The sequence below is a fragment of the Stenotrophomonas sp. PS02289 genome (assembly GCF_029960115.1).
Taxonomy (GTDB): Bacteria; Pseudomonadota; Gammaproteobacteria; order Xanthomonadales; family Xanthomonadaceae; genus Stenotrophomonas.
This window is the reverse complement of record NZ_JASCOZ010000056.1, coordinates 1-25,294: the sequence shown is the minus strand read 5'-3', so window position 1 is coordinate 25,294 and position 25,294 is coordinate 1. Positions and strand designations below refer to the sequence as shown.

Here is a 25,294-nt window from a genome sequence, read left to right as displayed (position 1 = left end):
CCCCCCCCCCCCCCCCCCCCCCCCGCGCGCCGCGCGGGGCGCCCCCCCCGCCCCACGAGAATCTCAAATGGACAAGCACTACATCCTCGCCATCGACCAGGGCACGACCAGTTCGCGCGCCATGCTGTTCAACCGCAGCGGGCACGTCGTCGGCAGCGCGCAACGCGAGTTCACCCAGATCTTTCCGCAACCGGGCTGGGTCGAACATGATCCCCGCGAGATCCTGACCAGCGTCTACACCACCATGACCGAGCTGCTCAATCGCGAGCAGATCGATGCGCGGCAGATCGCGGCCATCGGCATCACCAACCAGCGCGAAACCACCGTGGTGTGGGACAAGGCGACCGGCCAGCCGATCCACAACGCGCTGGTCTGGCAGTCACGGCAAAGCCACGCGATCTGCGAACAACTCAAGGCCGAAGGCCATGAGCCGATGATCCGCGAGCGCACCGGCCTGCTGGTCGATGCCTACTTCTCCGCCACCAAGATCCGCTGGATTCTCGATCATGTGGAGGGTGCCCAGACGCGTGCCGAACGCGGCGAACTGCTGTTTGGCACCATCGACAGCTGGCTGGTGTGGAACCTGACCGGCGGCGCGGCGCATGTGACCGATATCAGCAATGCCGCGCGCACGCTGCTGTTCAACATCCATACCCGGCAGTGGGACCCGGACCTGCTGGCACTGCTGGACATTCCGGCCGCCATGCTGCCGCAGGTACGCAGCTGCAGCGAGGTGTATGGCACGACGAGGGCACAGTTCTTCTTCGATCAGCACATTCCCATCGCCGGCATGGCCGGCGACCAGCAGGCTGCGCTGTTCGGCCAGGCGTGTTTCGCGCCCGGCATGGCCAAGAACACCTATGGCACCGGCTGCTTCATGCTGATGAACACCGGCGGGCAGGCCGTGACCTCACGCAACGGCCTGCTCACCACGGTCGCCTGGGACGTGGGCGGGCAGGTGGAATACGCCCTGGAGGGCTCGATCTTCGTCGCCGGTTCGGTGGTGCAATGGCTGCGCGACGGCCTGCGGTTGTTTACCCGCGCCAGCGAATGCGAGGCCTATGCCGAGCGCGTGCCCGACACCGGTGGCGTGTACCTGGTGCCGGCCTTTGTCGGTCTGGGCGCACCTTATTGGCGCAGCGATGTGCGCGGAGCCATGTTCGGGCTGAGCCGGGGCACCACCCGCGAGCACTTCATCCGCGCCGCGGTGGAGTCGATGGCCTACCAGACGCGCGACGTGCTGGCGGCGATGCAGGCCGACGCCGGGATCGAGCTGACCGAACTGCGCGCCGACGGCGGGGCCATGGCCAATGACTTCATGGCCCAGTTCCAGAGCGACCTGCTGGGCGTGCCGGTATTGCGGCCGCAGGTGGCCGAGACCACCGCACTCGGTGCCGCCTATCTGGCCGGGCTGGCGGTCGGCTTCTGGGAAAGCCGCGACGAGATCGCGCGACAGTGGGCGGTGGACCGTCGCTTCACCCCGCAGATGGAGGCCAGCCGGCGCGAAGCGCTGTATGCCGGCTGGCAGCAGGCGGTGGAAGCGACGATGGGGTTCCCGGTGCGTTGATCAGAACGCCGGCAGCACCGCGCCCTTGTACTTTTCCTGGATGAAAGCCTTCACTTCCGGACCGGTCAGCGCCTTGGCCAGCTTCTGGACGCGGGCGTCATCCTTGTTGTCCGGGCGCGAGACCAGGAAGTTCACGTAGGGCGAGTCCTTGCTTTCAATCGCCAGCGCGTCCTGGGTGGGGTTGAGCCCGGCATCCAGCGCGTAGTTGGTATTGATCAGCGCCAGATCGACCTGGTCCAGCACGCGCGGCAGCATCGCCGAGTCCAGCTCGCGGAACTTGAGCTGCTTGGGATTGGCGGTGATGTCACGCTGGGTGGCCAGCGCGTTGGTCGGATCCTTCAGGGTGATCACGCCGGCCTTGTGCAGCAGGATCAGCGCACGGCTGTTGTTGCTGGGATCGTTGGGGATGACCACGTCCGCGCCAGTGGGCAGGTCGTTGAGCGACTTGAAGCGGCGCGAATAGGCCCCGAACGGTTCGATATGCACGCCGGTGACCGTCACCAGATCGGTCTTGCGGTCCCGGTTGTAGGCATCCAGGTAGGGCTCGGTCTGGAAGTAGTTCACATCAACCTGCTTCTGCACCAGCTGGTCGTTGGGCTGCACGTAGTCGTTGAACACACGCACGTCCAGCTCAACGCCTTCCTTCTCCAGGATCGGCTTGACCACCTGCAGGATTTCGGCGTGCGGCACGGCCGTGGCAGCCACCACCAGCTTCTGCGAATCAGTGGCGGATTTGCCGCAGGCGGCCAGGGCCAGGGTGGCGGCCAGCAGCGGGAGCAACAGGGTCTTTTTCATGGGGGAGGGTCCGGAGGGGGCCAATAGCCGTCAACCTTACCGCACGCACCGCCCCGTGCGGTATCAGGCACCCATGATCATTCGTAATTGCTCAGCGCCAACTCCAGCAGGGCCTTGGCCTGCTCACGCAGCACCGCCGGCTCGATGATCTCGGCGTCCGAACCGTAGTGCAGCACGTCCATCAGCAGCTCACGCGAGACACTGTAGGGCACCTTCAGCTCGTAGCGACCGTCGGGCAGGAAGCGCCCCTGCTGGCGCGAATGCCAGTGTTCGTCAGCGACCCAGCGCGCGGCCTTGGCACTGAACACGATCGTGGCCCAGCCCTTGGGCGGGCCGGAGAAGATGCCGTAGCTGGCCCCCAACTGTTCTTCGACCTCGCTGTCGTCGACGTCGCGGGCGGGGCTGTCGACCACCCGGGCCTTGTAGATGCGGTCCACGGCGAAGCTGCGCAGCCCTTCGCGGCCGTGGTCCCAGGCATCCAGGTACCAGTTGTCGCGGTAATGGGTCATGCGCTGCGGCGAGACCGTGCGCTTGGTCGATTCATCAGTGGAACGGGCGCGGTAGTCGAATGCCAGCTGCTTGCGCTCCAGCACCGCCGAGGCAACCGCCCGGAAGCTGGCCTCGTCGAACTTGCGCCCCCGGTGCGGGATGACCCGGACGCGGTCCACCGGCCAGCTGGACACCCCGGCCTGGGCGGCCAGCAGCCCTTCAATGCGCTGCTGCAGCGGGGCCAGCACCGAGGACAGCACGCCGCCACCGGTCCGCGACAGCAGATGCTGCGAGGCGAGCAGAGCGTACAGTTCCTCCGAGCTGAGCCACAGGCCCGGCAGCTCGAAGCGATCGCTTTCATCTTCCTGGTAGCGGAATCCGGCCTCGCCATCCCCTTCGACCGGAGCCATCAGCGCATCGCGCAGGAAGGCCAGGTCGCGGTAGACGGTGGCGCGGGAACACTCCAGTTTTTCCTGCAGCGTGCCTACCGTCACCGGATAGCGGGCGGACTTGAGCAGACGGTGCAGGGCGTTGATGCGTTCGTATCGGTCCATGCCCCCGATTATGTCCGAGTCGCCGGCCTTGTGGCGGCCTTGGCCTGCATCTTCGGCTATGGTGGTGTCCCTGCCCCGCCCGCTGCCGTTCCGCCATGCGCCTGTTGCCTGCTGTCGCCCTGCTCTGCCTGTTCCTGGCGGCCTGTTCGAAGCCCTCCGAACCCACTGCGGCCGCGCCGTCCGTTCCCGCCGCAGCGCCGGCCAATGCCGCGCAGGCGGTACTGGAGGCGAGCCAGCGCTTCGGTCAGCTGCGCAGTTTCCAGGCCCGGCTGCAGTTGAAAGGCCCACGCACGCTTGAGGCCGGCATGACCTTCGTGGCACCGGACCGTTACCGGCTGGAGACCGAGGCCGGCGCGCAGACCATCATCAATGGCACGTTCTTCCTGCAGCAGGCCGGCGAGGTGCGCCAGATTCCGGTGCCGCCGGAGATGCTGGCGCAGTGGCGCAGCCCGATTCCAGCCGATGCGGTGGTCGCCGAACTGCAGGTGGAGGACCTCGGTCCCGAGACCGTGGCCGGACAGGCGACCCGCAAGTACCGGGTACGCCACGCCAGCGCAGCCCCTGACGGGATGCTGTACTGGATCAACGCCGAGGGCCTGCCCGTGCGGATCGAGCGTCAGGGCCAGACCAACGGGCAGCCGTTCCAGGCCACCGTGACCTACAGCCATTTCAACGACGCCACACTGCAGGTTGCGCTTCCCTGAACAGGGGAAAGTCCAAACCCCTGCTAAAGCGGGGCCCCACAAATGCAAAAAGCGTGTGAAGGCTCCAGTATCATCGGGGGTTGCTCCTCCCCCGCCTGATCTGGAGAACCGTTGATGTCCCTGCGTGTGACGCTGCTTGCCACCCTGCTGCTCAGTGCCCCGGCCGCCTTTGCCCAGGACACCTCCGAACTGGCCGCCATGACCTCGCCGTGGAGCGGTAGCGGCGGCGAACTGGGCTTTGCGTCGGCCCGCGGCAACAGCAACACCGAAAGCGCCAACGGCCGACTGCGCCTGCGCTACACCGACGACGACTGGGTGCACAGCATGGACCTGTTCGGCCTGCGCTCGCGCTCGGAGTACACCGAAACCGCTGACGACGGCACCACCACCCGCAAGCGCAACACGACCGCCAACCGCTACACCGGCAGCGCCGGCAGCGCGTTGCAGCTGGGCGAACACCGCCAGCTGACCGCCACGGTGCGTTACGAGCGCGACGATTTCGCCACCTACGACCGCCAGAGCTCGTTCGGTCTGGGTTACGGCACCCGGCTGGTGGAAGGTGATCGCTTCTACATGGACGCGCAGATCGGTCCCGGTGTGCGCCGCACCCACAACACCGAGGACGATGAAACCCGCACCGGCCTGATCGGGCGTGGCTTGTTCGACGTGAAGTATTCGCTGACCCCCAATACCGACCTGGTCAACACATTGCTGGTCGAGTCGGGCTCGTACAACACCTTCGGCCAGAACGATTTCGGCGTGTCGGTGAGCATGAACGAACACCTGGCACTGAAGGCCGGCTGGCAGGCGCGTTACAACAGTGACGTGGCCGTGGACAAGCGCAAGACCGATACGCTGACCACGATGAACGTGGTCTACAAGTTCAAGTAAGGGTCCGAGCATGTGCCGACTGTGGGTCGGCACATGCGGTCAAACCGCCAGCATCTCCGCCGCACCGCCATCCAGCAGCGCGCGTGCGACAACCTGCCCCAGCGCTTCCGGGTCACTCCCCGGCCCACGCGCCTCGGCGCGCACCAGACGCCCATCGGCAACGCTGCCGACCAGCCCCTGCAGGAACAGGTCGTCGCCCTCCCACTCCGCGAAACCGGCCACCGGCACGTGGCAGCTGCCGTGCAGCGCACGGTTCATCGCGCGCTCGGCCTCCACGCAGGCACGGGTCGGCGCATGATCCAGCGCGGCAAACAGCGCCATCACCTGCGCGTTGCTGCCGTCACACTCCACCGCCACCGCCCCCTGCGCCGGTGCCGGCAACCACTGCGGGGCGCGCAGACGGGCCACGATGCGCCCACCCAGGCCCAGCCGCTCCAGCCCTGCCACCGCCAGCACGATGGCGTCGTAGCCGCCGTTGTCGAGCTTGGCCAGGCGGGTATTGACGTTGCCGCGCAGGTCCAGCAATTCCAGGTCGGGGCGCAGCGCGCGCAACTGGGCCTGACGGCGCAGCGAGGATGTACCCACGCGCGCGCCGATCGGCAGTGCGTCCAGTGAGGCATACAGGTTGGAGATGAAACCATCAGCGGCGTCGTGCCGGGCCAACATGGCCGGCAGCGCGAACGGCGCGTCCAGCTCCATCGGCACGTCCTTGAGCGAGTGCACCGCGCAGTCGGCGTCGCCGCGCAACATGGCCAGTTCCAGTTCCTTGAGGAACAGGCCCTTGCCGCCGATGGCGGCCAGCGAACGATCCAGCACCTCGTCGCCGCGCGTGCTCATCGGCACCAGCACCACGTTCAAGCCAGGGTGCGCCTGGCGCAGGCGGTCAGCGACGTGTTCGCTCTGCCACAGGGCAAGCGGGCTCTTTCGGGTGGCGATGCGCAGGGTGTCCATGTCGGCATTATCGCCGCATCGCGGGTCACGACCAACGGTCGTGACCTTACAGGTGCTTCAGTTCCTGCTTCAGGCTTGCCACGCAGCGCCGGCTGACCTCCAGCGGGGTCTTGCCATGCCGCAGCACCGCCTGCACCTGACCTGCGCCATTGCGTCGCAGTTCCACCAGCTCATGCCGGGCCACCAGACAGTTGCGGTGGATACGCACGAAGCGGGTGGTGAACTCCTCCTCCAGCGACTTCAGCGATTCCTCGATCAGGTCCTCGCCGCGTGCGTGGTGCACCACCACGTATTTTTCTTCGGCCTGGAGGTAGTGGATGTCCTCGACCGGAATCAGCCGCAGGCTGCCACGCAGCCGGGCGCACAGCAGGGTGCGGGCCTGCTGGCTGGGCGTGCTGGGCTGGCCGTTGCGTCCGGCCAGGAAGGTCCGCGCGCGCTCCAGTGCCGCCGCCAGGCGTTCGGCACGCACGGGCTTCATCAGGTAATCGATCGCCGCCGCCTCGAACGCCGACAACGCGTGCGCGTCATAGGCCGTGCAGAACACCACCGCCGGACGCGGTTCGAAGGTGGCCAGGTGACGCGCCGCCTCCAGCCCATCCAGCCCGGGCATCGCGATGTCCAGCAGCACCACATCCGGCTGCAGCTCGGCACAGGCATGCAGGGCCTGTTCGCCATTCTCGGCTTCGGCCACCACTTCCACGCCCGGCAGTTCGCCCAGCAGGCCGCGCAATCGCTCGCGCGCCAGCGGCTCATCGTCGGCAATCACCACTTTCAAGCAGGTTTCCTCACGGCACGGGCACAGTGATGTCACAGGCATAGTAGCCGTCGTTCCAGTCCCCCGTCATCCGCGCACCCGGGCCGTAACGCCAGGCCAGGCGATGGGCGATGTTGCGCTGCGCGTGACCGGCCCCGTGCGCCAGTGCCAACGCGCGCGCCTGCGGGTCTGGAGCCGGATTGCGCACCGTGATGCGCAGCTGGTTGCCCTCGCAGCGCAGCGCAATGACGATGGTGCCGCCGGCCGGCAGGCGCGAGATGCCATGCAGCACGGCATTCTCCACCAGCGGCTGCAGCACCAGCCGCGGCATCGGCAACGACCACGGCAACGGTTCTTCGCGCTCCCACTGCACCTGCAGGCGCTCACCCAGCCGCAGCGACTCAATGGAGAGATAGGCCTCGGCCAGTTCGCATTCCGCCTGCAGCGTGGAGTCGCCCTCGCCCGCGCCGAGTGCTGCACGGAACAGGTCGGACAGATCCAGCACCGCACGCTCGGCCACCACCGGGTCACGACGGACCAGGCTGGCGATGAGGTTCATGCTGTTGAACAGGAAATGCGGGCGGATGCGCGCCTGCAGCGCATCGGCCTGGGCACGCGCATTGGCCACGGTCTGCGCGCCCCACCGGTCGCTCACATAGAAGTAGCGCAGCGCCAACGCGACAATCAACGCGGTGACGGTGGCGCAGCCGAGGGTAAAGCGCCAGAACCCAACGTCGCGGGTAAAACCGGTCGTGCCCAGCACGTCATACAGGGCATGCACGATGCCGGTGCAGATCGCGGCAATCAGCGCTGCCCCCACCACCGCCACCGTCGTGCCCAGTGCCTCGGGCAGCCGTGACAGCGGCTGTCGGGCCGCACACAGGCTGACCGTTACCGCCAGGGCGAGCCATAACGCCAGCCCGCTGGCAGACAGAAAATCCGACAGCCCCCATTGGCGGCTGCCATCCGGGGCCAGCGCCACCACCACCACGACCAGCTCGGCCAGGCCGAGCATCGCGCCCAGCCGCGGCAGGCGGCACAGGTCCGGCAGCCAGGACTGCTGACGCGGGTCACTCATCCGAAGCGCGCATCCAGCCAGTTGCCGAGCGCCTGGATTTCCTCGGCGCAGACCTGGTGCGCCATGAAGTAGGAGTGCCACTCCAGCGGGAAACCGAGTTCCTTGAGCGCCTTGGCGCTATGCACGGCGACGTCCTGCGGAATCACCGGATCCTTTTGGCCATGCGCCATGAACACCGGCGGCAGCGGACCGTCCGTCGCGGCGGCCGCGGCGGCGGCTTCGGCATCGGGCAGATAGGTGGACAGCGCGATCAGGCCGGCCACCGGCCAGCGGCGGCGCAGTGCCGCGCTGAGCACGATTGCCCCGCCCTGCGAGAAGCCTGCCAGCAGGATGCGTTCAACCGGAATACCGCGGGCGATTTCCGCTTCGATCAAGCCATCGAGCAGCTGCACGGACGCGGCCACACCGGCACTGTCAGCACGCGAGCGGAAGTCCATGCCGACGATGTCGTACCACGCGCGCATCGGCAGGCCGTTGTTGATCGTGATCGGCTGCACCGGCGCATGCGGAAACACAAAGCGGATGGCCGGCCAGTGGTCACGCACCAGCTCGGGGACGATGGGCGCGAAGTCATGGCCGTCGGCACCCAGGCCGTGCAGCCAGATCACCGACCACTGCGGATCGGCACCCGTTTCGTTCACCACGGTTTCCAGCGCTTGCGACATCGTGCGGCTCCAGGGGGGATGGAGCCATTATGCCGTAGCGAACACGCGCCGCAGGCATGGCACGCGTCAATTCAATGCCGAACGCTGGGCAGCCGCCCGTCTCAATTCGGCCGCACGCACCAGGATCGTCGGCGGGTTGATCTCTTCGGGGATGTCCATCAGCCCCAGCCGGCGCAGGAACGTGCCCGCACGCCGGTCCGAGGTCAGTGCCACCACCGGAATGGCCAACACCATGCCCACCACGACCGGGGCCATCCACGCCGCCAACGACGGCGACACCGCATAGGCCAGCACGCCCATGAACAGACCAAACACGCTCAGGCCGCCGTAGCCGCGAATCAACGCAGGCCAGGAAATGCCGCCGTCGTCGCGCTGCTGCGCGTCCCAGCCTGAGTCCTTGCCGGCCAGCACTTCGGCCACGCCACGCGACTGCACGTACATCACCACCGGGGCCATCAGCGCCGCCAGCAGGGTTTCCAGCAGCATCGAGATGAAGGCGCGAATCGCACCGCCGCAGCCGCGGCGCTCGACCGGATCGAGCAGCATCGCCAGATAGCCCAGCACCTTCGGCAGCAGCAGCACCGCCATGGTGATGGCGAACATGCGGATGACCTTCTCCTCATCCTGCGCGCGCCAGTACACACCCGGCGAGATGTGCAGCACTTCATTGAAGTCGATGCCGCCCTGGAACAGCGGAATGGCGATGCCGATGAGCATCAGCATCCCCCACATCGGCGCAGTGAAGTAATGGCCGATGCCGATCATCATGTGCATGCGGCTGACCCAGTGCAGCCCCTTCGATGCGACCACCTTGGCATGCTGCAGGTTGCCCTGGCACCAGCGGCGGTCACGCACCAGCATGTCGGTCAGGGTCGGCGGACCTTCCTCATAGCTGCCCTTCAGATACGGCACCATGTGCGTGGCCCAGCCACCGCGGCGCATCAGCGCGGCCTCGACGAAGTCATGGCTGAGCACATGCCCGCCAAACGGCTGCCGACCCGGCAGCGGCGGCAGGCCCGCGTTCTCGGCAAACGCCTGGGTGCGGATCACCGCGTTGTGACCCCAGTAGTTGCTTTCCGCGCCATGCCACCAGGCCACGCCGCGGCCAATGACCGGCCCATACACGCGCCCACCAAACTGCTGCATGCGGGCAAACAGCGTGCGGCCACCGATCACCGCCGGCAGGGTCTGGATCAGGCCCACGTCCGGGTTGTGTTCCATGCCGGCGACCAGACGCACGATGGTGTCGCCGGTCATCAGGCTGTCGGCGTCCAGGATCAGCATCTGCGGATAGCCGCCGCCGAAACGGCGCACCCAGTCGGCGATGTTGCCGGCCTTGCGCCCGCTGTTGTCACCACGACGGCGATAGAACAGGCGGTCATGCCCGTTGACCGCATCGCAGAGCTCAGCGAACGCCTGTTCCTCGGCGGCTCCGATGTCTTCGCGGCGGGTGTCGCTGAGCACGAAGAAGTCGAACTGCGCCAGCTGCCCGGTCTCGGCGACCGACTCATAGATCGCCTGCAGGCCGGCCAGCAGACGGCGCGGGTCTTCGTTGTAGGTAGGCATCAGCAGCGCGGTGCGGGTATGCACCTGCGGCAGCGGTTCGTCCGGGTCGATGCCCAGTTTGTAGCCGCGGTCGAACACGGCCGTGAGGAAGCCTGCCAGCGCGCCGGCGAACGACAGCGCGATCCAGGCAAACAGCGCCACGAACAGCACCAGCAGACACGCTTCCAGCACGCTGATGCCATTGCTGGCCAGCACCTTCCACATCATCGCCGTGGCGGCGGCGGTCATCGCGGCGGTGCCACCCAGAATATAGAAGCGGCGAAGGGCCATCAGGCGCGGCGCGGTGCGCTGCTTCGGCACCTGCAGGCGACCCTCGCGGAAGCTTTGCTCAGGCATGGCCATGGGCACTTCAGCCGGCAGCACGGAGCGGCCCGCGTCGATCACGACGTTGACGGTCTGCACACTCATGCGTGGCTACCCTGCCCGGGTTCTGTCAGGCTGCTGCCGGATCCGGCGCGCCGTTTGTGTCTGTCACTGCCGGAACCCACGTACTCTCCACGCCACTGAGCCGAAAAATGCGGCTCAGCATAGGGGGGCAAATGTAAGGTGGGCGCGAAGAGGACCGGACGGCCTTGCCGCCCATTCAGGTTTGAAAGCGGCCGTCGGCCGCCAGCCCTTGTGGCACAAGGGATCCCTATTCAGGATGAGGCCGGCGATCAGGCCGCCGGGCGCGCCACGGCGACGTCGGCAACCACCGGCGGGCGCGACAATGCGCGCGAAGCGGCCAGGGAAAACTGCTGCTGGGCCAACAGGTGCTGGGCCTGGGTGGCAACCGGACAGGGGGCGATGCACGGACCGGCCTGGGGCCGTTCGGGCGGCGTCACTACGCTGGACATGTTCTGACTCTCGTTTCCTTTCAATGTGCAGCCGCCGGGCTCCCCGCCCGACGGAATGCGCACCCTATAGCAAAACCGGGACGAATGTGTGACGGCGCGCGCGGCCCGCCCGATTGCGTACGGGTGTAAGCGCTTTCAGTGCAGCGACGCAGTGCCGGAAGCGCGCCCGACCCGGTCAATCAGGGTCTGACTGGCGGCGTTGAGTCCGACCACCTCGACCGACGCTCCGTGCCGACGCAGCTTTTCCGTTACCTGCTCCAGCGCGCCGACGGCGCTGAGGTCCCAGAAGTGCGCGTCGCCCAAGTCGATCACCACACGTGAGGCGGCGTGCTGCAGGTCGAAGCTGGAAGCAAACTGCCCGGCCGAGGCGAAGAACACCTGACCGCGCACGGTATACACCTGCGCGCCGTCCTCACCCTGGGCAACGCTGATCTGCAGCATGCGCCCCACTTTGCGTGCGAAGAACAGCGCCGACAGCAACACGCCGGTGAGCACACCTTTGGCCAGGTCGTGCGTGGCGACGGTAACCACGACAGTCGCCAGCATGACCATGGACGAACTCTTCGGATGCGTGCGCAGCTCGGCAAACGAGCGCCAGTGGAAGGTGCCGATGCTGACCATGATCATCACCGCGACCAGCGCCGCCATCGGAATCTGGCGCACCCATTCCGAACCGTAAACCACCAGCAACAACAACAGCACGCCAGCGACCAGGCACGAAAGACGCCCACGCCCGCCGGACGATACATTGATGACCGATTGGCCGATCATCGCGCAGCCGCCCATGCCGCCAAAGAAGCCCGCGGTGATGTTGGCCAGACCCTGACCGGCGCATTCGCGGTTGCGCTGGCTTGGGGTTTCAGTCATGTCCTCGACAATCTGCGCGGTCATCATCGATTCCAGCAGCCCGACTACCGCCAGCGTGGCCGACACCGGCAGCAGCAGGCGCAGGGTATCCCACGTCCACGGCACGTCGGGCAGGAAGAAGGTGGGCAGGCTGTCGGGCAGCGCCCCCATGTCGCCCACTGTGCGGACGTCCCAGTGCAGACCGATCGACAGCGCGGTGAGCACCACGATCGCGACCAGCGCCGACGGCACCGCGCGGGTGACGCGCGGCAGCAGGTAGATGATGCCCAGCCCTGCCGCGCACACCGCCCACACCTGCCACGAGCGGCCGATCAGCTCCGGCATCTGCGCCAGGAAGATCAGAATGGCCAGCGCGTTGACGAAGCCGGTAATGACCGAGCGCGAGACGAAGCGCATCAACGCGCCCAGCTTGAGCGCGCCGGCGATCACCTGCAGCACGCCGGCGAGGATGGTGGCCGCCAGCAGGTACTGCAGGCCGTGGTCCTTGACCAGGTCCACCATCACCAGCGCCATGGCCCCGGTGGCGGCCGAGATCATGCCCGGGCGACCGCCCGCGATGGCGGTCACGACCGCGATGCAGAAAGAGGCGTACAGGCCGACCTTGGGGTCGACCCCGGCGATGATCGAAAACGCGATGGCTTCGGGAATCAGGGCCAGCGCGACGACCGCACCGGACAGCAGATCACCACGGACATTGCCGAGCCATTGCTGGCGCAGCGGATAGGAAACAGACATGTGCGAACTCCCACGCCGGCGGTGCGCGCGGCGCTTGTGTGATGGAAACAACCCTTTCCTGGCCCCGTGGCTGGCAGCGACACGGGCACGTCATCGACGCGGTTTCAGGGTGGGGTCATCACACGGTTCCGGGGAGCATCAGGGGCGCGCAGGATACCGCAGCCCCGGGGTCAATGCACCGGGCCGAACATCGCCCCGACGCTGCGCAGCAGCTCATGCACATTGAACGGTTTGGGCAGCAGCGCCATGCTCGGACCCAGGAACGCGCCCCGCTCGGCCGCCTGCTCGGTGTACCCGGTGACGAACAGCACCGGCAGGTCCGGGCGCAGCGCGCGCGCCGCATCGGCCAGGTCGCGCCCGTTCATCCCCGGCAGACCGACGTCCGACAACAGCAGGTCCACGCCACGTGGCGAGTGCAGCTCCAACAGTGCCTGCTGCGCATTGGCCGCCTCCACCACCTCATAGCCGGCTTCAACCAGCATCTCGCGCACCATCATCCGCACCGCCTCGGTGTCATCCACCAGCAGGATGCGCTGCGCGCTGCCCAGCCGGGTGGGTTCGTGGTGTGCGCCTTGCTGGCTGGCCGACGCCGTACCCTCCGGCAACACCAGCTCGATCTCAGTGCCCTCGCCGGCTTCACTGGCAATGCGGACCACGCCGCCGGACTGGCGCGCGAAACCGTAGGTCATCGACAACCCCAGCCCGGTGCCTTCGCCCTGCGGCTTGGTGGTGAAGAATGGCTCGAACACCTTGCTCAACAGTTCGGGCGCAATGCCGCTGCCGTTGTCGAGCACCTTCACGCTGATGTAGCGCCCTGGGGTCAGCTCGTGGTCGCGCTCGACGATGACCGCGTTGGCACGAATACGGATCAGGCCGTTACCGGCCAGCGCATCGCGCGCATTGATGACCAGATTGAGAATCACATTCTCGAACTGGTTCGGATCGGCCACCGCCAGCAGTTCGTCAGGACCCAGCTCCAGTTCCAGCTCCACATTCTCGCCGATGGAACGGCGCAGCATGTCCTCCAGCGAGTTGACCCGCGCCACGATGTCGAACGTCTGCGGATCCAGCGGCTGCTTGCGCGCGAACGCGAGCATGCGCTGGGTCAGCGCGGCAGCGCGATGCGCCGAAGCGGTCGCCAGCTCGGCGTAACGCGAGGCCTTTTCCCAGCAACCACTGCCGGCGGCGATCTCGATCATGTCCAGGCCGGCGATGATCGTGGTCAGCAGGTTGTTGAAATCGTGCGCGATGCCGCCGGTGAGCTGGCCCAGCGCATCCATCTTCTGCGCCTGCAGAAGCTCCATCTCGGTGCGCTCGCGCTCGGAGATCTGGAACGCCAGCTCGGTGTTGGCGCTTTCCAGCTCCTGGCGCTGCGCGTTCTCGCGAATGTGATGCACGGTGGTGTCCTCCACCAGCACCAGTCCGGTGCCTGCCGGACGATAGGGGGTGACACGCCATTCCGTCATGCGTGGCAGGCCCTGCACCTGGACGGTGAAGGGACCCTGCCAGCGCTCGCCGGCGGCCAGCGCCGCCTGCAGCCCGTTCAGCTGTTCCACCTGGGTGCCGAGCACCTGCCGCACCCGGTTCGGGGCATGGGTCTCGCCCAGCAGGCGCAGGAAGGCGTCGTTCGCATCCTGGATGCGCAGGTCGCTGTCGAGCACGGCAATGGGGGCATTGATCTGCCGGAAGATCTCACCGAAGCGTGCTTCGACTTCGCGCAGCGCCTCTTCAGCGCGGCGCGCGCGCAGCAGACTGCGCAGGGTGGCGAGCAGTACATCCGGGTCGACCGGGTGGATCAGATAGCCATCCGCGCCGGCGTTGAGCCCGGTGATCAGGTCGCCACTGGCCACGGCGGCGGCCGACACGTGGATCACCGGCAGCAGCTGTGTGCGCGGTTCGGCGCGCAATTGTCGGACCACGTCGAAGCCACTCATGTCGGGCAGATTGACGTCCAGCACCAGCGCACCGTACTCGGTGGTCTGCAGCCGCACCAATCCTTCGCTCCCGGTGCCCGCTTCGTCCACCGAGAATCCGTGGTGCTCCAGGACCCGACGCACGGAGTAGCGTGTCGCGGCGTTGTCATCGACGACCAGGATGCGGTCACGGGTGGGCATCGGCGCGCTCCCGTTCCGGGTCCAGTTTGAGCGGCAGGGTCACGTAGAACTCCGAGCCCTCCCCCGGCGTGCTGTGCACGCCTACCTTGCCGCCCAGCAGCTCGGCGAACCGCTTGCACAGCGACAGGCCCAGCCCAGTGCCACGCAGGCCGCGCTGCAATGGCGTGTCCACCTGCACGAAGTCCTTGAACAAGGTCGACAGCACCTCCGCCGGTATGCCAATGCCGGTGTCGCGCACGCTGAAGCGCACGCACTCCTCCGTCTCCAGATGCGCCGACACGACGACCCGACCATTCGGTGTGAACTTGAGCGCGTTGGAAATGAAGTTGCGCAGGATCTGCGCCAGCTTCTTGTCGTCGGTGTACAGCATCGGCAGCGGCGGTGGGTCTTCGAAGACCAGGTCGACCCGGTTGCCGTCCACCAGCGGGCGGAACATGCCGCGCAGCGCGGAGAACAGATCCATCAAGTCAAACCAGGCCGGCGAGATGGTGATCCGTCCCGCCTCGATCTTCGCCAGGTCCAGCAGGTCATCGACCATCTCGCGCAGCTCGGCGCTGGAGGCACTGATGAAACGCACCTGGCGCAGCTGCTCCTCGTTGAGCGGGCCATCCATCCCGTCTTCAAGCAGCCGGGTCATGCTCAGGATCGACCCGAGCGGGGTGCGGAACTCGTGGCTCATGTACGACAGGAAGCGGCTCTTGAGATCGGAGACCTCACGCAGCTGCTCGGCCTGCTGGTCCAGTTCGGCGTACAACGCCAGCACACCCTGGTTGGTCTCTTCCAGCTCGGCGCGCAGAGACGCGGCCTGCTCGCGCAGCTGTTGGATTTCCTGTTCGGGGGGCAAGGCGTTCAATGCAGGTCTCCAAGGCGCAAGGCCACTATGCTGGTGTCATCACGGCCCCGGTCAAAATCACGCTGCAGCACCGCCACCACCAGTGCCGGGTGGCGATGCTGGAGTCCGGGGTAGTCGCGCAGGTTCCAGCGCGCCTGCAGTCCATCACTGTGCATGACCAGAAGCGTGCCTGCGACGGTGTGAAAATGGAATGGTTGCGCCTTGCGGTACTGCACACCCACGATGCCCGGGAGCGAGGCCATGCCCCGGTTGCTGGTGGGTTCGCACAGCGTGGCGGCGATGTTGCCCACGCCGGCAAATGACAGGTTGCCCGATTCCACCTCGACGCTGGCCACCGCCGCCGCTCCGCCGCGCGTGCCGGACATGCCGGCATGCAGCGCGGCGATGACCTCGACCGGTCCGGCGGCTCCCTTCTGCGCGGCCGCCACGACGCCGGCCTGGGCCGCATCGGAGGCCGGCAGTCCATGCCCCAGCCCATCAATCAGGGTCAGGGTGACCTGTTTGGCGTCGGCGTGCAGGTGCCAGGCGTCGCCGCAGACCGGTTCGTCGTGCAGTGCCAGGCGCAGGGCACCGTAAGGTACATCCACGTTGCGCGCCGCGCGGCTCGCATATACCCGCGCCACCATCACCGCACCCTTCGCGTCTGCCCACACATCCAGCACCGTGGCCTGGCGCTGGATCGCGCCCATACCCAGGCCTTGGGTGCCACCGGTGGAGTAACCGTCCGGCATTGCCTGTGCCAGCGAAAAGCCCGGGCCGCTGTCCAGCGCCCACAGTTCCACTCCCAGCCCATCGCGACCGCAGGCGATGGACAGGTGCATGCGCCCACCGCGCCCATGCTTGATCACGTTGGTGGCCATTTCGGTGGCGGCCAGCGCCACGCGTCCGGCGTCGATCTCGTCAAAGCCAATATGGTGCGCCAGCGCCAGCGCTTCGCGCCGTGCCTGCCCCACCTGCGAGGCTTCCTCCACGGCCACGACCCGGGTTACGTGGCCGGAGAAGTTCAGATCCATTTGACGAGGGTGACCCGCGTGCCCTTGCCGGGCGCGCTCTCCAGTTCGAAGACATCGACCAGCCGGCGTGAGCCGGACAACCCCAGGCCCATACCGGTGCCTGACGACCAGCCGTCGGTCAGCGCCTGGGCCACGTCGGGAATACCGGGACCGTTGTCGCTGAACACCAGTCGCAGGCCACGACGTAGGCCGTTCTCGACCACATCCCAGGTCATCTCGCCACCGCCGCCATAGATGACGGCATTGCGCGCGAGTTCACTGGCCGCGGTCACCAGCTTGGTCTGGTTGATCAGGCTCAGCTTGCAGGCCACGGCGACCTGACGCGCGGTCTGGCGGGCCAGCACGACGTCCTGTTCCACGCGGATCGGCAGGGATCCACTGAGTGCGGTCATGGGGCCTCTGCGTTGTCGTTCTGACGCAGCAGGTGCATGCCACGCTCGACGTTGAGCGCGGTGCGCACGCCGTCGAGGGTGAGGCCCAGTTCAACCAAGGTAATCGCCACGGCGGGCTGCATGCCCACCACTACCGTGGAGGCATCCATCAGCCGCCCCATGGTCGCGATGGTGGAAATCATGCGACCGATGAAGGAGTCGACGATGTCCAGCGCGGAGATGTCGATCAGCACGCCACGCGCCGACGTCCGCTGGATGCGTTCGCTCAGGTCGTCCTGCAACGTCAGCGCCAGCTGGTCGTGCATGTCGACCTGGATGGTGACCAGCAGCAGGTCACCCATCTGAAGAATGGGAATGCGCTCCATTTCAGCGCGCCGCCTGGGTCACCACCTGGCCGGTGCGCTTGAGCGCCAGCGCCAAGGCGTCGGCCAAGTTGGCCTTGGTGACGATGCCCTGCAGGTCCAGGCCCAGGTGCACGATGGTCTGGGCGATCTGCGGGCGCACGCCGCTGATGATGGCGTCCGCACCCATCAGGCGGATCGCGGTCACGGTCTTGAGCAGATGCTGGGCGACCAGGGTATCCACGGTGGGCACGCCGGTGATGTCGATGATGGCGATTTCCGAGCCGGTGTCGACAATGCGCTGCAGCAGCGATTCCATCACCACCTGGGTACGCTGCGAATCCAGCGTGCCGATCATCGGCAGCGCCAGCACACCGTCCCACAGCTTCACCACCGGGGTGGAGAGTTCCAGCATCTCTTCCTGCTGGCGCTGGATCACATCCTCGCGGCTCTTCTGGTAGACCTTGACGCTGTGCAGGCCCAGCGTGTCGATCACTTCGGTGATCGCCCACAGCTGGTTGCCCAGCAGCTTGGGATCATCGGCCAGGCCCTGCTGCAGCAGTTCGAACAGCGGGCGCTTGAGCGAGAACAGGAAGCTGGCGGTTTCCGAGGAGCTGAAACCCTTCAGCACGCGGTCGCGCGAGAGCTGCTCGAGGAAGCTGCGGGTTTCCGCCCATTCGTTGCTGCCGATCCCGGCAGCGCTGGACTGCGCCAGGGTATCCAGGAAGAGACGCCAGAACTCGCGCAACTGGGTATCCAGTTCGCGCGACGAGATACGGGCATCCTGGGTACCGGCATTGAGGTTCTCGGCCCACTGGGTGACCACCTGATCCTGATGGGCACGGATGAGGTCGATGGTGCGCTGCTGCAAAGCCGCCATGGCGTGGTTCCTGCTTGAAGGGAGCCAACCCCGCCGGGCGGCAGGGTCAGGAGCGACCGAGCATAAATGAATTCAGGTAGAGGGGATCATCACACCCTCACCCACCGGGCACGGCGGGGTGTATTGGCTGAATTGTTCAGCGGAAGCCACTCCGGCGCCCTGTACTCCAACGTCCCGGGTGCGCATTAACGTCGGACATACGGAAGGGATCTGTGCCGATCTTTATCCACTTTCCGTCATCGTGTGGAAATCGATGCGGTCGCTGACCTGCCTCGCACCAGCGACGCGTTGTAGATACAGACACCGCCACGGAATGCCCCCATGTCTACGATCCAGCGCATCGGCTTGTCTGATTTCGTTCGACTGCTTGCCCAGTGGCAGCCACGCCGCCGCATCACCGAGTTTCACCTGCATTGCACCGCCAATCCCCGCCGCTCGGAGTTTCGGGGTCAGGTGACCGTCGAGGCGATGCGCAGGTACCACATGTCCAAAGGTTGGAGCGATATCGCCCAGCACCTGACCGTGGACCCCGCAGGAGGCTTGTGGACGGGGCGCGACTGGGACCGGCCGCCCGCAAGCGCCGTCGGCCATAACGGCACAGCCCAGGCCGGTCCGTTCATGATTGAAACTGTCGGCAACTTCGACAAGGGTCTGGACGCCCTCGATGGCCCGCAGAGTGAGGCAGTCCTGGCGGTCATTGTTGCAGTGCTGCGGCGCTTCGAGCTGGACGAAACCGCCCTGCGGTTCCACCGCGAGTTCACCAACGCGAAGACCTGCCCCGGCAGCGGTCTGGACCTGAAAGAGATGCGGGCAGACGTCCGCGCCTTGCTGAAGGGGACCCGCCATCTGAACCTTCATCCTGTTTCAGACGCGGTCCTGGGCGATGGCGACGTCCGCTCGTGGTTTGCCGGGTCCGATGCGCGTGAGATCCCACTCGCAAGCGCCGAAGAAGCTCCGTCGGCAGAAGTACCCGAGGACCCGTGGATGCTGGATGAGCAAGCTGCACTGGCGGCCCGGCTTGATGCCGACCCGGCTGCACGCGCTGCGCGAGCGCCTTTGCCTGCCGACGCTGCTCTGCGTCGGCACACGGTCAATCTTTCGCTGGGCCTGCTGTCTACCAAAGGCGACATCGACAGCGTTCTGGTTGATCCGCGCGCCGTAGTCCACAAACACCTGGTTGACTATCTCCGGCTGCGCCAGGCTCAGAAGCTCCCGGCGCACCTGGTGTTGTATGCGCATGGTGGGCTTGTGAATGAAGCGAGCGCGATCTGCTATGCAAACACCGTGTTGCCCTGGTGGACAGAGAATGGCGTTTTCCCCATCTTCTTCATCTGGGAATCCGGCTTCTTCGAGACACTTCGAAAGACCCCACGCGGGGTGTTGGGCGATATCGGCGACTTCTTCCTGAGCCGCATTACGCGCCCCATCGCCCGTAGCGCATGGTCACGCATCAAGCGAAGCGCACAGAACGCCTCGCGGCAGGCGCTCGAGGAGCACGAGGGACGCTCAGGCGGCGCATGGATTCTGGCCGAGTACCTGCGCGAGGTGCTCTCCGAATACCCTCTGACCCGCGTGCATGCCGTCGGCCACAGTACGGGCCCGATCATGCTGGCGCGGTTCCTGCCCTTGCTGACGGATTACGGGCTGGTGGTAGACACACTCAGCTACCTTGCACCGGCGATCCGCATCGACACCTTCGAGGCAGAGGTAGTGCCCCGTCTGGGTGCCAGCAACCAGATCCGCGACCTGTGCATCTACACCATGAATGATGCCGCCGAACAGGACGATACCTGCGCTCATGTGTACCGGAAGTCCCTGCTGTACTTCGTCCGCGAGGCGTGCGAAGACAGGATCGGCACTCCTATCCTGGGACTGCAGCGAGATCTGTACGGAAATTCCCGGATGCGAGCGTTGTTTGGCCTCCCGGTGCGGGACGATGATCGGCTTCACGCCCGCAACGGTGATTGCGCGGTGGAGTTTTCTCCCCCCGAAGACGCGCCGAACGCCAATCCGGCCACCTCCGCTGTCGCTCACGGCGACTTCGACAACGACGGTCGGACCATGATCTCGGTTCTGGCCCGCATTCTAGGCACCGCTCCGCAGATCACCCGAACCAGCATGCAGTTCCCCCCGCCAGATGCCTTCAGGGGCTGCAAGGTGGACGACATCACGCGTGGCGAAGCGGACAGCAGCCAGTGGACCAACGAGGGCGAACACGGCTGTACCTGCTGCTGCCACGGACCGCAGCAGGTCAGCGCGAATCCCGATGGACGCGACGGATTTGGCGACGACCTTGATCCAGAGGAAGACGTCGCCGCGATGAGCGATCCTGTTCCGCCAACTGCGACGCGCGGCCGCCGCATCGCCGTCTGCATCGGCATCGACAGCTACCGTGATCAACCGCTTCAAGGTTGCGTTGCTGACAGCCAGCGCTGGGCGGATGCGTTGCGCCGCGAAGGATTCAGCGTCACCCACCTCACCAATGGAAAAGCGACACTGGCCGCGCTTCGCGCCGCCCTGCGGGGTCTGGTCGAAGGTGCGCGGCCCGATGATGAGCTGGTATTCCAGTATTCGGGACACGGTGCCTCGGTGCCCAACACGGACGGTACCGAGGACGATGGCAAGGACGAAGCGCTGGTGCCCATCGACTATGCCCAGGGTCACTTGTTGGCGGATGACGAGATCTACGCGATCGTCCGCAACCTGGTGCAGGGAGCGACCTTGACCTTGTTCATGGACTGCTGCCATGCCGGCTCGAACAGTCGTGCACGCATCCGCGAAGAGGCCGGCGATGATCGTCGCCCCCGCGTGATGGCATTGGACAAGGACATCGTTGAACGGTACCGCGCCAGTCGTCGCAGTCTGACGCGCAATGCCGCTCCCGCAGCGGATGACGAAGGCGCTGCACCCGGCGTTGTTCACTTCGCAGCGTGCCAGGATCGGGAGTACGCGTGGGAGAGCAACGGCGAGGGCGACTTCACCCGTGCTGCCATGTCCGTGTTCGCCCAGGCTCGCCAACAGCAGTGGAGTAACCAGCGCTTCATCGAGGCCGTGATTGCCGCGCTGGGAGCACCGCGCCGGCAGCAGCCTCAACTGTGGAAACCGGGCGTCGGCCTGGCCGCCCGCCGACTGCTGGGGGCGTGATGAGTCCCCGAGCTGAAGCCGCCTGGCCCTTCGAACTGGGCGTCGGCCTCGCGGGCGACCGTCGCGCACGCCTGCCCGCACCGGGAGCGGGCGAACCCACCCGCCGCCTGCTGCGGGTGTTTTCGCACGACCCAAGTCGCAGTCGCTATGACGGCGCACATCTGACGTTGTCGATTCCCTACGAACCGCTGACACCGGGTCCGACGGGAGCCTTGTTCGTGGTGGAAGATGTCGACCAGAAGACCGGCACGCTGACCGAGCCGGTGGATCTGGACGACCACCGCCTACTGATAGAGAACGGCCTGTCGCCCAGCAGCAGCCTGCCGCAGTTCATGCAGCAGATGGCCTATGCGGTGGGCATGGAAACCTACGAGCGCTTCACCGTGGCACTGGGACGCGATCCCGGCTTTGGCCCGCTCGGTGGTGATGCCGCCAGCGACGGACGACTGCGCATCCACCCGCGCTACATGCGCGAGGACAACGCCTACTACGACCGAGAATATGGTTCGCTCGCCTTCGGCTACTGCAAGGCCGAGAACTTCGCACAGCAGCGCAGCCAACCTGGCAGCCATGTCTACCTGGTCCTGTCACGCGACATCGTGGCACATGAAGTAAGCCATGCACTGCTGGACGGACTGCGGCCCAACTTCATCCGCCCCACCCATCGCGATGTCGGTGCTCTGCACGAAGGCTTCTCGGATCTGGTCGCGATCTTCCTGCGCTTTGCCCAGCCCGAGCTGGTGCGCAACGCCATTGAGGACTCGCAGGGCAAGGACCTGGACTCCAAATTGCTGGTGGAGGTGGGCCACCAGTTTGGTTTCGATCTGATCGACGGCACCAATCCGTTGCGCACCGCCATTCTCTCGCCAGGTCTGGATGCTGCAGTCGTCGACCCGAAGTACAGCTATCAGGGCAACAGCGAGGAGCACGATCTGGGGGCCGTGCTGGTGTCGGCGGTGTTCGAGGCATTCCGCCGCATCTACCAGCGCAAGACCATAAAGCTGCGTTCCATGCTGGAGATGACCAAACAGACGCGCCTACCCGCCGAAGGCATCCACCTGTTGGCCAATGTCGCCACCCAGCTCGCACGGCGCTTTCTCAACATCGTGATTCGTGCGATCGACTACTGCCCCCCGTTGCACTGCACCTTCGGCGAGTATCTGCGTGCGATCGTCACCGCCGATACCGACTTGGTGCCGGACGATGTGATCGGCTACCGCGATGCCTTCGTCACGGCGTTCCGGCGCTACGGCGTGATCGTGCCCGAAGTCGCTGACCTGAGCGAAGAGAGCCTGGTGTGGCGCGCACCGGAGAGCGGGCAGTTCAGAGTACCGGCGCTGGATTTCCGCCATCTCGGCCTGGTGTTCGCGGACGGCCTCTGCGACTGGCCCGCCGATGACGAGGGCCGCGCAGTCACGCGTGCCGCCAACGCGCTCGGCCAGGCCATCTGCCGCCCCGAGCGCGCACGCGACTTTGGCCTGGTCGCCCCGTCTCGCAGCGTGTTACCCCCCAGGATTGCCTCGCTGCGAACCGTGCGACGTGTCAGCACCGGCGGCGAGGTCCGCTTCGACCTCGTGGCCGAAGTGGTTCAGAAGCGGCGCGTACGCGAAGGCTGGTTCCTGGGCGGATCGACGATCATCGTGTCCTCCGATGGACGCGTACGCTTCGCCGTCGGCAAACATCTGGACAGTCGGCGACGACTGGCGGCGCAGCGGGAGTTCCTGAAGGGCCAGCCCGGCAACGTGCGCGACGCGGCATGGGATGAGCATTCGGTGGTGGCGGCACGGCTGCAGCGCAGGATTCACCTGCGCCGGTAGCGCCGCTGGATGAGGCTACTTGAGCCGGTGCGGCCCCACGCCTTCGTTGGTGATCTTCACCGGCAGGATCCGGCCCTGCTCATCGAAGTACATGCGATCAATCGCCGTGGCCCGATGATGCCGGCTGGTCTCGCCGAGCGGACGACGGTGGTACACGATGTACCACTGGTCATCCGGTGTGCGGATCAGGGAGTGGTGCCCTGCGCTGGTGGCGATCTTCGGATCGGACTGCAGCACCTTGCCGATGCGCTTGAACGGCCCCAGGGGCGTATCGGCGATGCCGTAAGCCACGGAGTAATCCGGCTCGCCCCAACCGCCTTCGCTCCACATGTAGTAGTAGCGGCCATTGCGCTTGAACATCAGCGAGCCTTCCACGTACTCCGGTGCCGGCGTGATTTCTTTGTAGAGCGTGCCATCGGGCAGCGGCTCCAGACCCGTGAAGTCGTCTTTGAGCTTGACGATGTTGGCGTGCTTCCAGCCGCCATAGATCATGTACCAGCTGCCGTCGTCGTCCTGGAACAGGGTCTGGTCAATGGGCTGTGCACCGTTGTGGAAGGTGCCGATCAGTGGTTTGCCGAGCAGGTCGCGGTACGGGCCTTCGGGCTTGTCCGCCACCGCCACGCCGATGCCGCCGACTTCGTTGTCGTTCTTGATGTCGTTGGCGGAGAAGAAGAAGTAGTACTTGCCGCCGTTCTCCACCACCGACGGTGCCCACAACGCTTCTTTCGCCCAGGTAATGGCTTCGATCTTCAGCACGCCAGGGTGCTTGGTCCAGCTCACCAGATCTTTCGAGGAGAACGCATCGAAGGCGACCTGCTCCGCATACGGTTTGGAGGTGGTGGGGTAGATCCAGTAGGTATCGCCGAACACGGCGGCTTCGGGATCGGCGTACCAGCCAGGGAGGATGGGGTTACCGGACGTCACGGGCTGCGCTGCGTGCGTGGCCTGCACAGCGAACGCGCCCAGGGAAATGACTGCCGCCAATGCCATTGCTCGAATTCCGCCCTGCCGCATGCGCTGTACCCTCGTGCCGGTTGACCTGGCTCGATCTTAGATCGATTTAAACCAGCGTGCGGGTGCAGCGCAGCAAACCGGACGACGGGTCGACCCGGCAGGCAATGGCTACCTGCCGGATCGGCCTGGGCCGCTTACTTCTGCTGCAGGAAGGCCAACAGGTCGGCGTTGACCTTGTCCTTGTGGGTCTCGGTAAGGCCGTGCGGGGCCCCCGGATAGACCAGCAGCTTCGCGCCCGGAATCAGCTTGGCCGACATCCGGCCAGCCACATCGATCGGCACGATCTGATCGTCATCGCCGTGGATGACCAGCGTGGGCACGTTGAATTTCTTCAGGTCGCCGCGGAAATCGGTGGCCGAGAAGGCGGCAATCGAGTCATAGGTGTTCTTGGCACCGGCCTGCATGCCCTGCGCCCACCAGGCGTCCACCAGCGGCTGAGACACCTTCGCACCCGGACGGTTGAAACCGTAGAACGGACCGGACGCGATATCGCGGTACAACTGCGCGCGGTTCTCCAACTGACCCTTGCGCAGGCCATCGAACACAGCCAGCGGCACGCCGCCCGGATTGTCGGCGGTCTTGAGCATCAACGGCGGCACGGCGCTGATCAGCACGGCCTTCTTCACCCGCCCGGTGCCATGGCGGCCGATGTAGCGCGCCACTTCACCGCCGCCGGTGGAGAAGCCCACCAGGGTCACGTCATGCAGGTCGAGCGTGTTGATCACCGTCGCCAGGTCGTCGGCGTAGTGGTCCATGTCATTGCCGTCCCAGGGCTGGCTGGAACGGCCATGCCCGCGGCGGTCATGCGCGATGACGCGGTAGCCGTGGTCGGCCAGGAACATCATCTGCGATTCCCAGCTGTCCGAGTTCAACGGCCAGCCGTGGCTGAAGGTCACCACCGGGCCGTTCTTCGGGCCCCAGTCCTTGTAGTACAGCTGCACGCCGTCGGCGGTGGTAATGGTGCTGGCGGTCTGGCTGATCGCGGTGGGGGGGGTGCGGGCGGCGGGCTCGGCGGCGCTGGCGGAGAGGCCGCCCTGGATGGAGAGGGCCAGTGCGGCGACGGCGAGGCTGCGGGTGAGGGTGTTCATGGGTAGCTCCTGTTGGGTGGTGTTGCGACAGGGGCTACTTTGCGCGCATCCATCGGACTATTGGTCACATATAGTCCATAAAACTTGATTCTACGTACAATAGTCCGGATACCGGCTCGCCTGCCGGTGCCTCAGCTTTCCAGTTGCCGGCACCAAGTAAAAGAGCGCCTCGATCCCTGTTGGGAT

At 66.1% G+C, this 25,294-nt stretch carries 22 protein-coding genes; 5 read left to right on the top strand and 17 right to left on the bottom strand.

Annotated features, from left to right (window positions below; translation table 11 throughout):
- Positions 1-67 precede the first annotated feature (67 nt).
- Complete coding sequence (glpK, locus tag QMX83_RS10040) at positions 68-1,567, top strand: glycerol kinase GlpK (protein WP_282296481.1); 1,500 nt, start codon at positions 68-70, stop codon at positions 1,565-1,567.
- Here glpK and QMX83_RS10035 read toward each other — a convergent pair whose 3' ends face one another.
- On the bottom strand, positions 1,568-2,362 hold the full coding sequence (locus QMX83_RS10035; RefSeq protein WP_282296480.1) for a MetQ/NlpA family ABC transporter substrate-binding protein: 795 nt from the start codon (positions 2,360-2,362) through the stop codon (positions 1,568-1,570).
- Between the two features lie 77 nt (positions 2,363-2,439).
- On the bottom strand, positions 2,440-3,405 hold the full coding sequence (locus tag QMX83_RS10030) for a YafY family protein (RefSeq protein ID WP_282296479.1): 966 nt from the start codon (positions 3,403-3,405) through the stop codon (positions 2,440-2,442).
- 95 nt (positions 3,406-3,500) lie between these two features.
- Between QMX83_RS10030 and QMX83_RS10025 the strand changes: the two genes are divergently transcribed.
- Positions 3,501-4,109, top strand: a complete 609-nt coding sequence (locus QMX83_RS10025) for a hypothetical protein (protein WP_282296478.1) — start codon at positions 3,501-3,503, stop codon at positions 4,107-4,109.
- A gap of 114 nt (positions 4,110-4,223) precedes the next feature.
- Entirely contained in the window at positions 4,224-5,000 is a 777-nt protein-coding gene (locus tag QMX83_RS10020; RefSeq protein ID WP_282296477.1) for a DUF481 domain-containing protein, read from the top strand.
- A 39-nt stretch (positions 5,001-5,039) separates the two neighbouring features.
- Here the strand turns inward: QMX83_RS10020 and hemC are convergent, their stop codons facing one another.
- The 13 genes from hemC to QMX83_RS09955 form a co-directional block, all read right to left on the bottom strand.
- On the bottom strand, positions 5,040-5,951 hold the full coding sequence (hemC, locus tag QMX83_RS10015) for a hydroxymethylbilane synthase (RefSeq protein ID WP_282296476.1): 912 nt from the start codon (positions 5,949-5,951) through the stop codon (positions 5,040-5,042).
- A gap of 46 nt (positions 5,952-5,997) precedes the next feature.
- Positions 5,998-6,768, bottom strand: a complete 771-nt coding sequence (locus QMX83_RS10010) for a LytTR family DNA-binding domain-containing protein (RefSeq protein ID WP_282296475.1) — start codon at positions 6,766-6,768, stop codon at positions 5,998-6,000.
- On the bottom strand, positions 6,737-7,783 hold the full coding sequence (locus QMX83_RS10005; protein ID WP_282296474.1) for a histidine kinase: 1,047 nt from the start codon (positions 7,781-7,783) through the stop codon (positions 6,737-6,739). The genes QMX83_RS10010 and QMX83_RS10005 overlap by 32 nt, the downstream gene beginning before the upstream one ends.
- Entirely contained in the window at positions 7,780-8,448 is a 669-nt protein-coding gene (locus QMX83_RS10000; protein ID WP_282296473.1) for an alpha/beta hydrolase, read from the bottom strand. The genes QMX83_RS10005 and QMX83_RS10000 overlap by 4 nt, the downstream gene beginning before the upstream one ends.
- Positions 8,449-8,514: 66 nt before the next feature.
- Positions 8,515-10,422, bottom strand: coding sequence for a glucans biosynthesis glucosyltransferase MdoH (gene mdoH, locus QMX83_RS09995; protein WP_282296472.1), 1,908 nt, complete (start codon positions 10,420-10,422; stop codon positions 8,515-8,517).
- 248 nt (positions 10,423-10,670) lie between these two features.
- Positions 10,671-10,850, bottom strand: coding sequence for a hypothetical protein (locus QMX83_RS09990; RefSeq protein WP_282296471.1), 180 nt, complete (start codon positions 10,848-10,850; stop codon positions 10,671-10,673).
- 135 nt (positions 10,851-10,985) lie between these two features.
- Entirely contained in the window at positions 10,986-12,452 is a 1,467-nt protein-coding gene (locus QMX83_RS09985) for a SulP family inorganic anion transporter (RefSeq protein ID WP_282296470.1), read from the bottom strand.
- Positions 12,453-12,622: 170 nt separating this feature from the next.
- Entirely contained in the window at positions 12,623-14,566 is a 1,944-nt protein-coding gene (locus QMX83_RS09980; RefSeq protein WP_282296469.1) for a response regulator, read from the bottom strand.
- Positions 14,553-15,419: an ATP-binding protein gene (locus QMX83_RS09975; RefSeq protein ID WP_282296468.1), complete on the bottom strand. Its 867-nt coding sequence runs from the start codon at positions 15,417-15,419 to the stop codon at positions 14,553-14,555. Before QMX83_RS09975 ends, QMX83_RS09980 begins: the two co-directional genes overlap by 14 nt.
- Complete coding sequence (locus QMX83_RS09970; protein WP_282296467.1) at positions 15,416-16,432, bottom strand: ATP-binding protein; 1,017 nt, start codon at positions 16,430-16,432, stop codon at positions 15,416-15,418. Before QMX83_RS09970 ends, QMX83_RS09975 begins: the two co-directional genes overlap by 4 nt.
- Entirely contained in the window at positions 16,423-16,824 is a 402-nt protein-coding gene (locus QMX83_RS09965) for an anti-sigma regulatory factor (protein ID WP_282296466.1), read from the bottom strand. The genes QMX83_RS09970 and QMX83_RS09965 overlap by 10 nt, the downstream gene beginning before the upstream one ends.
- A complete protein-coding gene (locus QMX83_RS09960; RefSeq protein ID WP_282296465.1) occupies positions 16,821-17,189 on the bottom strand; it encodes an STAS domain-containing protein in 369 nt (122 codons plus the stop codon). Before QMX83_RS09960 ends, QMX83_RS09965 begins: the two co-directional genes overlap by 4 nt.
- A gap of 1 nt (position 17,190) precedes the next feature.
- Positions 17,191-18,045 (bottom strand): STAS domain-containing protein, encoded by an 855-nt coding sequence (locus QMX83_RS09955; protein ID WP_282296464.1) that lies wholly within the window; start codon positions 18,043-18,045, stop codon positions 17,191-17,193.
- Between the two features lie 321 nt (positions 18,046-18,366).
- On the opposite strand from QMX83_RS09955, the gene QMX83_RS09950 reads away from it, so the two are divergent.
- Complete coding sequence (locus QMX83_RS09950; RefSeq protein ID WP_282296463.1) at positions 18,367-21,189, top strand: caspase family protein; 2,823 nt, start codon at positions 18,367-18,369, stop codon at positions 21,187-21,189.
- Positions 21,189-23,006: a hypothetical protein gene (locus tag QMX83_RS09945; RefSeq protein WP_282296462.1), complete on the top strand. Its 1,818-nt coding sequence runs from the start codon at positions 21,189-21,191 to the stop codon at positions 23,004-23,006. Before QMX83_RS09950 ends, QMX83_RS09945 begins: the two co-directional genes overlap by 1 nt.
- A 15-nt stretch (positions 23,007-23,021) precedes the next feature.
- Here QMX83_RS09945 and QMX83_RS09940 read toward each other — a convergent pair whose 3' ends face one another.
- Positions 23,022-23,996, bottom strand: coding sequence for a glycoside hydrolase family 43 protein (locus tag QMX83_RS09940; RefSeq protein ID WP_282296461.1), 975 nt, complete (start codon positions 23,994-23,996; stop codon positions 23,022-23,024).
- 158 nt (positions 23,997-24,154) lie between these two features.
- Positions 24,155-25,108, bottom strand: coding sequence for an alpha/beta hydrolase (locus tag QMX83_RS09935; protein ID WP_282296460.1), 954 nt, complete (start codon positions 25,106-25,108; stop codon positions 24,155-24,157).
- Between the last annotated feature and the right edge of the window lie 186 nt (positions 25,109-25,294).